12 protein-coding genes and 1 pseudogene are annotated in these 12,113 nt (G+C 69.3%); 3 read left to right on the forward strand and 10 right to left on the reverse strand.

What is annotated here, in order from left to right:
• A pseudogene (locus ACT6S0_RS23120) lies at positions 1-1,768 on the reverse strand (lectin); the annotation flags it as partial.
• Positions 1,769-1,992: 224 nt separating this feature from the next.
• Positions 1,993-2,574: a peroxiredoxin family protein gene (locus tag ACT6S0_RS23125; protein WP_444766112.1), complete on the reverse strand. Its 582-nt coding sequence runs from the start codon at positions 2,572-2,574 to the stop codon at positions 1,993-1,995.
• A 93-nt stretch (positions 2,575-2,667) separates the two neighbouring features.
• On the opposite strand from ACT6S0_RS23125, the gene ACT6S0_RS23130 reads away from it, so the two are divergent.
• Positions 2,668-3,261, forward strand: coding sequence for a TetR/AcrR family transcriptional regulator (locus tag ACT6S0_RS23130; protein ID WP_444766113.1), 594 nt, complete (start codon positions 2,668-2,670; stop codon positions 3,259-3,261).
• Positions 3,262-3,267: 6 nt separating this feature from the next.
• Here ACT6S0_RS23130 and ACT6S0_RS23135 read toward each other — a convergent pair whose 3' ends face one another.
• Entirely contained in the window at positions 3,268-4,017 is a 750-nt protein-coding gene (locus ACT6S0_RS23135) for a helix-turn-helix transcriptional regulator (RefSeq protein ID WP_444766114.1), read from the reverse strand.
• A 100-nt stretch (positions 4,018-4,117) separates the two neighbouring features.
• Between ACT6S0_RS23135 and ACT6S0_RS23140 the strand changes: the two genes are divergently transcribed.
• Positions 4,118-4,537: a YybH family protein gene (locus ACT6S0_RS23140; protein WP_444766115.1), complete on the forward strand. Its 420-nt coding sequence runs from the start codon at positions 4,118-4,120 to the stop codon at positions 4,535-4,537.
• 22 nt (positions 4,538-4,559) lie between these two features.
• Here ACT6S0_RS23140 and ACT6S0_RS23145 read toward each other — a convergent pair whose 3' ends face one another.
• The 4 genes from ACT6S0_RS23145 to ACT6S0_RS23160 form a co-directional block, all read right to left on the reverse strand.
• Entirely contained in the window at positions 4,560-4,940 is a 381-nt protein-coding gene (locus tag ACT6S0_RS23145) for a TfoX/Sxy family protein (protein ID WP_444766116.1), read from the reverse strand.
• A gap of 194 nt (positions 4,941-5,134) precedes the next feature.
• Positions 5,135-6,619 (reverse strand): CYTH and CHAD domain-containing protein, encoded by a 1,485-nt coding sequence (locus ACT6S0_RS23150; RefSeq protein ID WP_444766117.1) that lies wholly within the window; start codon positions 6,617-6,619, stop codon positions 5,135-5,137.
• A gap of 13 nt (positions 6,620-6,632) precedes the next feature.
• A complete protein-coding gene (locus ACT6S0_RS23155; protein ID WP_444766118.1) occupies positions 6,633-7,295 on the reverse strand; it encodes a glutathione S-transferase family protein in 663 nt (220 codons plus the stop codon).
• Positions 7,296-7,365: 70 nt separating this feature from the next.
• The gene (locus ACT6S0_RS23160) at positions 7,366-8,262 is read right to left on the reverse strand and encodes a DMT family transporter (RefSeq protein ID WP_444766119.1); all 897 of its coding nucleotides are present in this window, start codon (positions 8,260-8,262) and stop codon (positions 7,366-7,368) included.
• A gap of 18 nt (positions 8,263-8,280) precedes the next feature.
• Here ACT6S0_RS23160 and ACT6S0_RS23165 point away from each other — a divergent pair, with 18 nt between their 5' ends.
• Positions 8,281-9,438, forward strand: a complete 1,158-nt coding sequence (locus tag ACT6S0_RS23165; protein ID WP_444766120.1) for an NAD(P)/FAD-dependent oxidoreductase — start codon at positions 8,281-8,283, stop codon at positions 9,436-9,438.
• On the opposite strand, the gene ACT6S0_RS23170 is transcribed toward ACT6S0_RS23165, so the two are convergent.
• From ACT6S0_RS23170 to ACT6S0_RS23180, 3 genes are all read right to left on the reverse strand, one after another.
• The gene (locus ACT6S0_RS23170) at positions 9,435-10,070 is read right to left on the reverse strand and encodes a hypothetical protein (protein ID WP_444766121.1); all 636 of its coding nucleotides are present in this window, start codon (positions 10,068-10,070) and stop codon (positions 9,435-9,437) included. The genes ACT6S0_RS23165 and ACT6S0_RS23170 overlap by 4 nt on opposite strands.
• Complete coding sequence (rrtA, locus tag ACT6S0_RS23175) at positions 10,060-10,653, reverse strand: rhombosortase (RefSeq protein WP_444766123.1); 594 nt, start codon at positions 10,651-10,653, stop codon at positions 10,060-10,062. Before rrtA ends, ACT6S0_RS23170 begins: the two co-directional genes overlap by 11 nt.
• 106 nt (positions 10,654-10,759) lie before the next feature.
• Positions 10,760-12,113, reverse strand: a 1,354-nt coding sequence (locus ACT6S0_RS23180) for a DUF294 nucleotidyltransferase-like domain-containing protein (RefSeq protein ID WP_444766122.1), incomplete at its 5' end; no start/stop codon positions are given.

A 12,113-nucleotide genomic window follows, 5' to 3' on the forward strand; every position in this document is an offset into this window, starting at 1 on the left:
GGCTGGCCACGTTGCGCGCAGCGTTCTTGGTTTGCTCGTATTGCTTGCGTGTGGCTTCGGCAGCTTGTTCAGCCTCCTTGGCCACGCGTTCGGCTTCGGCGGCGACGGCACCCGACATCTTGTTCAGCTCGGCCGTGGCAGCGCTGGCCGTGTAGCCGCTGAGGTTCTTGTATTCGCCGGCAATCTTGCGGTAGGCCGCTTCAAGTTCCTTGCCGACGCAGCCGCCGATGCTGGCCGGGTCGACGTTGACGCCGCCCTGGCCTTCAAACACCTGGGCGATGTCGGTGCTGGCCTCGATGCTGGCCTGCACCTTGATTTCGAAGGGGTTGACGCAACTGGCATTGACGAACACCTTCAGGGTGCTGCCGCTGAGCGTCACTTCCACCTTCTGGCCGGCGAAGTTGCCCTTCATGCTGATGTCCTGGCGGTTCTTGTCGACGTCGGCCGACGCCTCCATCTTGAAGCGCACTTTGCCCAGCGGCCCCAGCTTCAGCGTGACCGCCTCGCCCACTGAGCCTTGCAGGCCCGCAGTGCCGGCCGAAGCATCCAGCCAGCCCATCTTCTGGCCCAGGATGGTCACTTCGCCCGCGGCCTTCATGTACGGCCCGCCGTCAGCCAGCGGCCCCAGCAGCACGATGTTGAAGAACCTCGGGTCGTCGGGCCACGGCTTGCTGCTGTCGCCGAAGCGGTAGACCGGCACCGGCTGCGGGTTCTTCAGCTTGAACACGCTCAGGGGCTTGGTGGCCGCCAGCAGCGGCTGCTTGAAGGCGTCGATGTTGCGAATGAAGCCGCCGCCGTAGCCGGCCAGCCTCGGGTCGGGCGTGGCCATCGCCACCATCACGTGCGCGGCGTCTTCCATCGTGAAGTTGGCCGGCGTGGCCATGCGGAAGGAGAAGTCCAGCAGGTCCAGCGCGCCGGCCGGGTTGAGCGGGGTCTGGAACTGGATCAGGATCGGCTTGTTGGGCACGCCGTCGTAGGCGGCATTGCCCTTGAAGCCGAAGGTCAGCGCGTTGTTCAGGAAGAAGGTGGCGTCGGTCAGCGTGACCTTGGGCATCCTCAGCGGCAGCTTGGCATTGGGCGCGAACTGCAGCTCGATGAAGGCTTCGGGCGACAACGCGTCGGCACCGGCCTTCTTCATGGTGTCGCCATGCGCCACGGCGTCGGCCGCACCGGCGCCTGCGCCCGCACCACCGGCCAGATCGGTCGGGATGGGCATGACCACGGCCGCACGCATCGTCACCTCGTTGCCTTTCACGCCGAAGGCTTCCATCGCCAGCTTGATGGGCCCGCCCAGGTCGGCGCGGGCCGCCATCTGCACGCCGGCGGCGAACTCCAGCGAGCCGACGTTGAAGTAGCGATCGCGCACCACCTTCTGCAACGCGGGCGGCATCTTCGCCTGGTCCAGCGCGTAGTCGGTGGTGGAGATGGAGATGATGGGTGAGCGCAAGGCCGTGCCGCCCATCACCTTCTGCGCCTTCTCGCCCAACAGGTTGGGCATGACCATCTGCTGGTCCACGACCAACAGCAAGGTCTGCTGAGCGGTGTTGCTGCTGAAGAAGTACAGCTGCAGCGGGCCGGTGCTGGTGGCGTAGCAGCCCTTCAGGCCGCCACCGCACGGCGTCTTCTCCAGCGCGGCCACCATGCCTTGCAGCTGTTCCTTCATGCCGGCGATCGGTAGACCGCCGAGCATCTTCTTCAGGCTCGGGCTGACCGCGGGGGCGCCTTGCGCGTGCACCGGCAGGTGCAGCGCGAGGGTGACCGCCAGCAAGGCGCAGGACTGGAGACATCGGCCTTTCGTGGCCCACGACCATGTGCGGGCCGGCTTTTCGTGTGTCATCTGTCGCTTCCGAGTTTTGGATGGCGCCAACTATCGACGCCACGCGCCACCCTCAATCCAAGGAAGAAGCGGTGGTAAGCGCAGCGTTTGCGCCGCGCCGACAGTTCACGTCATGAATTCGCTAGGTGCCGACACGGCACTCGTCCATCCGTTCATCAGCACGCCGGAGACGGGGATCCGGGCGGCCCTGCAGTGTTCTCGCCGCCGCACGTGGTGAGCCAGGCGCTGACATCCGCCAGCGGCACATGCTCTGCCGCTGTACGCGCGTAGAACGCAAGATCAATGCGCCCGCCCGGGCCGATGAGGAAGTCGGCGGGCAGGCGATCGATCGGGCCGTCGATGCGCCCCATACCAAACCCCTTGGCGAAGGCCCGGGCGGCGTGCGGCAGGTTGCTCGGCGCCAGCAGGCCAGCCCAACCTCTTTCGACCTGGAACAGGCGGTAAAGGGCCATGTCGGGATCGGGGATCAGCGCGAACGGCGCGTCCTGCCGCGCGACGAACTCCCTCATGCTTTCGGCTGTGGACTGGAACACGGCCAAAACGACCAGACCCTCTCGCGAAAGCCGCTCGTGCGCAAGCACCATCTCACGCATCCTGAGGTTGCACATCGGGCATGAGGCATAGCGCATGAACGAGAGCAGGACCGGTCGCCCCCGCAGGGCGGCAAGCTGCACCGGGCGCCCGAACAGGTCGACGGCTTGAAAGTCGGGCGCCAGGGCGCCTCGTTGAAGTGGCATATGGAAACCATGCGTTGGACGTTCGTCCAATGTATCAGGGCGATCGTCCAAATTCCAAGTGAAATTGGACGATCGTCCAGATACAGTCGGGGCATGAGTGATCCATCCTCCACCCGCGAACGTGTCGTCGCCGCTGCCGCCCACCTCTTTGCCACCCGCGGCTTCGCGGCCACGTCCATTGCGGACGTCGCGCAAGCGTCGGGGCTGTTGAAGGGCAACCTTGCCTACTACTTCAAGACCAAGCAGGACTTGCTGGGTGCAGTTCTGGATGCAAGGGCGACGGCGCTATGGGAAGCGCTCGTCGCCCCGGCGCAGGAGGACGAGGATGCCCGCACGACGGTCTGTCGGCTGCTGGATCATGTCGAGTCGACGGCCGCGGAGCTGGCGCAGTTCGGCTGTCCCGTGGGCAGCTTGGCTATCGAGCTGGGGAAGGTTGGTGGCGACCTGCATGCCCGCTCCGCCTGCCTGCTCCTGCGGCTCGAGTCGTATTTGCGAGAAGCGTTCGCGCACGTCCTGACCCCGGCGCAGGCGCAGCTCGCGGCCGAGCACCTGCTGTCCCGGCTGCAGGGAGCCGCCGTGGTGGCGCAAGCCAGACGTGACCCCGCAGTCGTGCGCCGCCAAGTTGATGAAGCCAGGGCCTGGCTTGACACCGTGCTGCCGCTCGGCAAGCGCCGGCCCGGCGCCTGAGACGGCTCACGGGCTTCCGGCCTTGCTGCGGCCAGGAACTGCGCGACCTGTGTCTGCGCGCACATAGCGACCGGTGGGGGGCAACTGGCTCAATGCCAAGCGCAAGTCCGGACGGAAGCGCAGGTCGTCGATGACGACCGGTTGGTCGATGCGGTCCATTCTGAACGTCCGAGCGGCAGCCTTGCGCCTGTCCCATGCCAGGAGATACCAGACCGGCGGTTCGACGAGCAATCCGTGGGGCTCGACCTCGCGGGTGCTGGCTCGGCCCTGCGCGTCCGTATAAAGGAACCGCATCCCGCAGCCGCTGCTGAAGGCTTGCTCGAACACCGTCAGCAGCTCGTCCGGCGTCCTGCCAATCGTCGCTGCCAGACCGGCGCCGGCCGGGCGGCCCACGAACACCCGGCGCAGCACAAGACGCAATGAGTCGGCCCGCGACGCGGGCACGCTCACAAGCAGCTTGTTCAGCGCCGACGCTGCCGCGTCGCTCCACGGCAAGACGCTGGATTCGCGCGCCAGCCGGGCGGCGAGCCACAGCGCCATCACTTCCCCAAGCGTCAGGTGGACCGCGGTCAGCCCGCGCGAACCTTCCAGGCGAATGCCACCGCCGGGGCCCGACTGCCCGGTGATCGGCATGCCGGTGTCGCGCAGCGTGGCCAGGTCGCGCAACATCGTCCGTTCGCTGACATCGAACTCACCGGCCAGCTGGGCCACGGTTGCGTCGGGTGCGGCGCGGAGCCGGCTGACGATGGCGATCACGCGCGCGGCTCGGGACATTGGACGGGTGCCAGTTTTTGACAGGGTTAGGCCTAGATTGTGGTGCTGTCCACGGTCGTGGGCCTAGCAACCAGGAACATCAATGACATCCATCCATGCAGTCGCAGACGCGAGCGTCGTCCAGGCCGTTGAGGCCATGACGGCGGCCTTCCATGACGGCAACCTGCCAGGCGTGCTCGGCGCCTACGCGCACGAGGCCACGGTTGCGTTCGAGCCCGGCCGGCCGGTCAGCGGCGAGGCAGCGCTCAGCGCAGGGTTCCAGCAGTTCTTCAGCGTTCACCCCCGGTTTCGCTACGGCGGCCACGATGTCATGGTGGCGGGCGACCTCGCACTTCACATCGCGCCGTGGGCGATGACTGGCCAAGCCCCTGATGGAAAGGTCGTCGCGGAGCGGGGCCTCTCGGTAGCCGTGCTGCGCCGCTCGGCCGCAGGCGCATGGCAGCTTGTGCTGGACAACCCCTTCGGCGACCGGCTCCTGCGGCTCAACCTGCTGGGCGGGTGAACCGCCGCGGCGCCGCCGCGCGCTAGCTGTCCTTTGCCACCCGGGCTGCCGGGGTCTTCTTCTGCTTGGGCGCCGGCAATGTGGCGTTGTGCGCCAGGCACAGGTCGATCCAGTAGTCCAGCGCCGCCTTCGTCTTCACTGCGGAGGCGGCGACGAACACATAGCCAGGGTAGGGACGCCCCTTCATGACCACCGTTTCCACGCCCTCGCGCTGCAGCGCCTGGGCGTGCAGCGCCGGAGAAATGCGGCACATCAGCCGCTCGGGCCGGGCCGTCACGCACAGGCTGTCCCGGACCATGAAGCCGAGGCTGCCGAACATCTTCTTCTCGCGCAGGTCGGGCGCCTCCGACAGCGCGGCGCGAACGCGGGCCACCAAGTCTTCATTTCTCGCGGTCGTATTCATCGGCTGTCCTTGCACAGAGGCTGGTGCGGCTGACCCGCTGCAATGCACCGATGGCCGGCGAGCGCGTACGGCCATCGCGTCCATCGCTGGCGAGCGGCGGTTGCGTGGCGCTCTTGCGGCGCCGGTATCGAGCGTGAGGATTCTGGCCGTGATGCTGCCGTTGATCCAGGCATACCGGGCGTCGCGACGTCAGGTCAGCGACCCAGCCTGGCCACTGTTGCCAGTTGCCCCAGCGCCGCTCGCGCCCGTTGGCGCGCATTGGCGAAGCGGGCGGTGAGCCAGCCGACCGCGAACCAGGCTTCGGGCTCGGCGGCCACGCGAGCCCGGTAGCTGTCACGGGCGGCGACCAGATCGTTGATCTCGCCCAGCGCCTGCTGGGCCGCGGCCAGCGCCTGCAGATGGCGGGCGGCGTGCTTGCGCGGCAGCAGCGGCGCGAAGAACTCGAAGACATAGCGCTGGCGTTTGACGCGCTTGCGCAGTTCATGCAGGGCATCGGCGTCAAGGCTGTCGAAGGCCTGGTGGCCGGCGACCAGGGCCTTGTGCCAGCGGCGCAGCCGCTGCCGTGCCAGGCGCTTCAAGGCGTCGGCTGGCGCGTCCGCGGCGGGTTCGAGGCCGCTGCGCCAGGTGATCCAGCGCAGCAGCAGGCGCTGCGTGTCATCGGCGCGGATGAGGGCTTCGGGGTCGGGTGCGTCGGTGGCGGCCGGCGCAGCCAGGGGCGGCGCGCCGGCACGCGCAAGCTCGGCGGCGGCACCGCTGCCCAGCACGTCGCGATCGCGCGTGGCACCCAGCGCAGCAAAGAGCGTGCGCAGGCCGTCGACGAGTTCGGCCGGCGGCTCGGCCACCCAGCCGCGGAAGGCGCGCAGCGCGCTGCGCAGCCGGCGGATGCCGACACGCAGTTGATGCACATGGTCGGGGCGCAACGCGGGGCCCCCATCGGCCAGACCGATGGCATTGCGGCCGATGTGTGCCAGGCATTCGTCCAGCACGACGCCGCAGGCCTCGGCGGGAGCGGCGTCGGGGGCATAGCGCGGCGACTCGGCCTTGCGCAGCGGCGCCTGGGGCTTGCCGGCAGCCAGCCAGTGGCCGCGCTCGGCCTTGTTGCGCGGGTCGTGGATGAGGCCGAAGCGCTGGCGCCAGCGTTCGACCAGGGCCAGCATCGCAGCGGGCGCGCCCGACACCAACTCGAACTCCACCTCGCGCAGGCGCTGTGTCGCGCCGTCGGCCAGCAGCCGGCCCTCGTCCAGGGCGATGCCAACCACGGCACCGCGCGTACGCACGCGGCGCGTGAGGCGGCGCACCTGGGCCTGGAAACGAACGCTGACCCGCTGGCCCTCGGCTGCCGCCTTGTCGAGCAACGCCAGCAGTTCGCGGCCCGGCGCCGTGTCGGCATGGGCTGTGGGGTCGGGGCTTGCGTCGGGTCGGATGACTTCGTGCTCGAAGCGTTCCAGCGCGCTGCTGCCTTTCGCGGCCTTCAGGCCCTGCACCCAGCGGTTGGCCTCGCGGCGCAGGCGCCAGGCCAGGCCGGCCCGGGCGAGTCGCAGGTCCGGTGTGTCGAAGTAGCTGGCCGTCAGCCAGGCGCGCTGCGGCGTGCCTCGCCCGGCCAGCTCGGCCGCAAGTGCCGCGCGGGACGCCGCCGGCACGAGGAACTTCAGTTCGATCTCGGTGTGGGCGGCGGTCAAGGTGATGTCGGCGTCAGGCGCGGTTGGCGGCCAGCGATCGCTCCTGGTCGGCCTTGCGGTCGGCCGCAACCTTCTGCGCGTGCGGGCGCTCGCCGATCAGCTTGGCGTAGGGTTTCCAGTCCACGCCGCCGGCGGCCAGCAGGTCCTCGCCATAGACGATCTTGGTCGCCATGCCGACCAGCGGCAGGCTGACCCAGCCGGCGCAGTCGGCCATCGTGAAGCTGTCGCCGGCCAGGTAGGGGCCGAACCTGGCCAGGCGCTTGAAGGCCTTGATGTTCTCGGGCAGCAAGCGGGCCACGCGCTGCTTGGTGCCGTCGCTGACCTTGCCGCCGAAGAAGGCTTCGGCGTACAGCTCGCGCGCCACCAGTTCCAGGTGCAGGTCCACGTAGACGATCAGCTCGCGCACCTTGGCGGCCTGATAGGGATCGGCGGGGATCAGCCTGGTCGTGTCGGGGTAGGCGGCTTCAAGGTAGTCGACGATGACCTGGCTCTCGCACAGCGCGCCCTGCGGCGTCTTGATGAAGGGCACCTTGCCCAGCGGCGAGGCGCTCAGCACCTCCTCGGCGTGGGAGTGCGTCTTGACGTACTCCTCGGTGAAGGGAATGCCCTTCTCCAGCAGCGCCAGCTTGACCTTGTTGTAGTAGTTCGAGAGCGGGATGCCGCAGAGCGTGATCATGGGTGTCTCCTGAGGTGGGAAGCGCGCAGTCTATGCAGGCCCGGTGGCTGCCCCTGGCGCGGCGGCGACATCAGCGCTGGCTGACCAGCACGATGCCGGCGGCCAGCGCCACCAGCGCCATGACCAGCCGCATGCTGATCCCTTCGCCCAGCAGCACCGCGCCGGCGAGCAGGCCAAACAGCGGCGTGCTCAGCGTGAACACGGCCAGCTTGGTGGCCGCGTAGTGGCGGATGAGCCAGAACCAGGCCAGGTAGCTGGCAAACGTCACGATGACGGCCTGGAAGCCGAACAGGCCGATGAGGCGCGGCGACCATTGAACCGGCAGGGCCTCGCCCGCCAACACCGCGGCTGCGCACAGCGCCAGCGCCGACACGCCAAGCTGGTAGAGCAGCGTCTTCTCGGCCGGCGCCGAGCTCAGCCGGGTGGCGCGGATGGCCAGCGTCGTGCCGCCCCACAGCACGGCCGCCAGCACGCCGAGCGCATCGCCCCACCACTGCGTGGGCGTGCTGGGCGACGAGAAGCCCTCCGCAAACGCGAACGCCACCGCGCCGAAGGCCAGCACCAGGCCGGCCCACTGCTTGCCCGACAGCTTCTCGCCGTGCGCGATCCACGGCATGCCGAGCGCCACGACGAAGGGCGACAGGTAGATGAAGACCACCATGCGCGAGGCGCTGGTGTACTGCAGCCCGACGAAGATGCAGGCGAACTCGGCCGCAAACAGCAGCCCGGCCAGCAGGCCACCGCCCAGGCTGCCGTCGCGCTCGAACAGCCGGATGCCGCGCCACAGCGACCACAGCCACACCAGCAGCCCCGCCACGACAGAGCGCAACCCCGCCTGCCACAGCGGGCCGATCTCCGTCAGCGCGGCCTTGGCGGCGACCTGGTTGATGCCCCACAGGAAGCAGCAGAGCAGCAGCAGCGTGACGGCACGCGGGTCGAGATGGGACTGACGGGCTTGAGAACTCATGGCCCCTATGCTGCCAGCATGTCTGAAGTGATCGTCATCGGTGGTGGTGTCATGGGTGCGGCCACCGCGTGTTTTCTCGCCCGCGACCACGGCGCTGCCGTGACCGTCGTCGAACGTGACACCTCGTTGGCGCGGGCGTCGAGTTCGCTGTCGCTGAGCTCCATCCGGCAGCAGTTCTCGCAGCCGGTCAACATGACGCTGTCGAGGTGGAGCATGGCCTTCCTGCGGCGCGTGGGTGAAGAGCTGGCCACGGCGGATGACCGACCCGCCATCGGGCTGGTGGAGCCGGGCTATCTCTATCTCGCGACGCCCGCCGGTGCGGCCTCGCTGCGCGCAGTGCATGCGCTGCAGCGCGCCGAGGGTGTCGACGTCGCGCTGCTGAGCCCGGCCGAACTCGCGGTCCGCTTCCCGTGGCTGGCGGTGGACGACCTCGCGCTCGGCTCGCTCGGCCTCAGCGGCGAGGGCTGGTTCGACGGCCCGGCCCTGCACCGCGCCTTCCGTCGCAAGGGCAAGGAATGCGGTGTGCGCTTTGTCGAAGCGGACGCGATCGGTTTTGAAACCCGGGGCGACCGCGTGACCGGCTTGCGCTGCGCGGACGGCGCGCGCATCGATGGCCATGCCTTCGTCATCGCGGCGGGGGCCTGGAGCGCGCCGCTCGGTGCCGCGCTCGGCCTCGGCTTGCCTGTCAGCGCCAAGAAGCGCGATGTCTTCGTGCTGCAGACGCCGGCCGCACTGCCCGGCTGCCCGCTGGTCATCGACCCGAGCGGCATCTGGTTCCGTACCGAAGGTTCACTGGTCCTGGCCGGCGGCCCGCCGCGCGGTGACGACGCCGACGACGCGCCGCTGGACGACATCGACCACGGCATGTTCGACGAGCAGCTCTGGCCAATGCTGGCCGCGCGCGTGCCGGCGCTGGAGGCACTGCGCGTGCGCTCGGCCTGGGCCGGCTACTACGAGATGAACGCCTTCGACCACAACGGCCTGGCCGGCCGGCTGCCGGGGTGGGCCAACGCCTTCACGGCCTGCGGCTTCTCGGGCCACGGCATGCAGCAGTCGCCGGCGGTGGGCTGGTCAATGGCGCGGCTGATCGCGGGCCTGGACGCGCCGCTGATCGAGGCGCTGACGCCGCAGCGCCTGCTCGACGGGCGGCCCCTGATCGAGGCCAATGTCATCTAGCGATTTCGCATGCGCTTCTTCGGCGGTGGCGGCTCGCTGCGCACATAGCGCGTGGCCGTCAGCTTGTCCGACACGGCGCTGGTCTTGTTGTCCACATAGCCCCAGTTGCGCATGGCCAGGCGCACCTCGGTGTCCGACGGGCTCGCCTCGGGCCCCTTGGCGTGCACGACCCAGACCGTCTTGCAGATCATGTCGGCGTGGAACTCGGCCATGCGCGGCAGCTCGGACGGGTTGCTCAGCACGGCCACCAGCATGCGCGCCTCGCGCACGTTGGTCGTGATGCCGCCGGCCAGGGCTTGCGCCAGCGCCGGGTCCAGCGGGCCGACGGTGGGGCCGATCAGCAGGGCCGGGTTGTCGGCACTGACGCCGAGCTTGGCGGCCAGCGTGGGCGGCGGGGTCTGCAGCTTCTTCAGCCAACGGCCGGCTTCCTTCTCGCCCAGCACGAGGGCGACGGCTTCGTCGTCCACCTCGAACCTCAGTTCCTCGCCGTCGACGCGCAGGTCCTGCAGTGCGGCGATCGCCCATTTGCGCTTGATGTCGCCGCGCAGGACGACGGTGGTGGATTCGAGCAGGGCGGCGACCTCGGCGGTCTCGGTGCCCACACGGGCGGTGCAACTGGCTTCACGTCCCATGCGGGGGCCTCGGCGATCTTGATTGAATGAGCGCCATTGTCAGCGCCCAGGCGAGCACCCCTGCGATGGCGCCGCTGAGGTGGGCAAACGGCGCCACGGCGAAGTCGAAGCCGGGGGTGTTGCGCAGCGCGGGGCCGAGTGGGTCTTCGAGGATGAGCTTGACGACCAGGCCGATGGCGATTGCTGCGCCGATGAGGCGGTTGCGGCCGGGGCGGGTCAGCAGGCTCAGCGCGGCGATGGCGGTCATGGCATGGAGTTCGCCCGAAAGGCCGGCATAGCTTTGCAACTCTGGGCGCAGCAGCAGGGCGAATTGGGTCAGGGGCAGGGCGATGAGGCCGGCGATGGTTTCGGGTTTGGCGAGGGCGGCGCGGTGGCCGAGAAGCGCCAGGGCGGCGCAGCCGGCGAGGTTGGCGGCGAGGTGCAGGGGGGTCAAATGGACGAAGGCTGACGTGATGGCGCGCCAGGGTTGCGTCGCGATGAGGGAGGGCTGCCAATCGAGCAGCTCTCTCGGCAGCGGCCACGCCAATAGTGACAGCGCGGCGAACGCTGCACACAGTCGCACCCAACTCGTCGAGCGGGTCATCGCCAAGGCCCGTGCCGGGATTTCGCCCCGGCGGGCGACCTACTTTCTTGTCCGCACAAGAAAGTGAGTCGCCTGCGGGGGCGAAATCCCCGCACGGGCCTGGCCATCAACCAAACACAGCGAGCCACAAGCTACGCACGGCGTCGCGGTACCCAGCCAAAGGCACCGCAGCCGCCTCGTCCAATGCCGTCGACTGCTCATCCAGCCTCGCCTTGTGCTGCACCCGCCGCAGCTCGCGATAGGCATTGGCCGCCTCCGAGCCCACGCCCACCGGCAACAACCCCGCCGCTTCGCAGCGCTTGAGCAGCGCAATGTTGCCGAGGTTGTCGAGCAGCTCGGGATGCGCCGCGCCATGCGCCAGCACCAGGGTCTGCACGGCGAACTCGGCGTCCATCATGCCGCCTTCGCTGTGCTTGACGTCGAAGAGGCCGTCGCGCACCGGCCGCGCCGAACGGACCTTCTCACGCATCGCCTGCACCTCGCGCCTGAGCGCCTCGGCATCGCGCGGCGCCGTCAGGACCTGACGGCGCACGCCCTCGCAGCGTTCGGCCATGTCCGCATTGCCGGCGCAAAAGCGCGCCCGCGTGATGGCCTGGTGTTCCCAGGTCCAGGCGGTATTGCTGCCGCGGCCGGTCTGGTAGGCCTCGAAGTGCGCCAGCGAGGTGACCAGCAGGCCGGAATTGCCATTCGGCCGCAGCGCCGTGTCGATGTCGAACAGCTCGCCGGCCGCGGTGCGCAGCGTCAGCCAGGTGATGAGGCGGCGCACGAAGGCGCCGTAGATCTCCGATGCGTTCTCGTCGTCGTCGTCGAAGACGAAGACCACGTCCAGGTCGCCGCCATAGCCCAGCTCCTTGCCGCCGAGCTTGCCGTAGGCAATCACGGCCAGGCGCGGGTCGGCGCGATGCGCCTTGCCAAAGCGGGCCCAGGCCCAGGTGATGGCAATCTGCAGCACCGCGTCGGCCAGCAGGCTCAGGTCATCCGCCACCTGCTCGACGGTGATGCGGCCTTCGACGTCGCGCACCAGCGTCCGGAACACCTCGGCGTGGTGGGCGCGGCGCAGCGTGTCCAGCAGCGCCTCCTCGTCGGCCTCGCCACTGCGCTCCCAGCCCTGCTCGCGCTCCAGCAGGTCGGTGATGAAGGCCTCGCGATCAAAGCGGGCGGTCAGCAGCAGCGGGTCGGCCAGCTCGTCGATGACGCCCGGGTGCTGCATCAGGTAGCGCATCGGCCAGCGCGCCAGGCCCAGCAGGCGCAGCAGGCGCTGCTGCACGGCCGGGCGCTCGACCAGCAGGGCCAGGTAGCTTTCGCGGCGCAGCAGCGGGCCGACCCAGTCGACAAAGCGCAGCGCGGCGTCCAGCGAGCAGTCCTCGGCCGCCACGGCCTGAGCGGCGCGGTGGAAGAGCTTGGCCAGGCGCTGGCGGGACTCCTCGCGCAGGCCCTGCACGCGCGGCGTCTCGGCCAGC

This window comes from Roseateles sp., assembly GCF_052436255.1.
Lineage (GTDB): Bacteria > Pseudomonadota > Gammaproteobacteria > Burkholderiales > Burkholderiaceae_C > Pelomonas.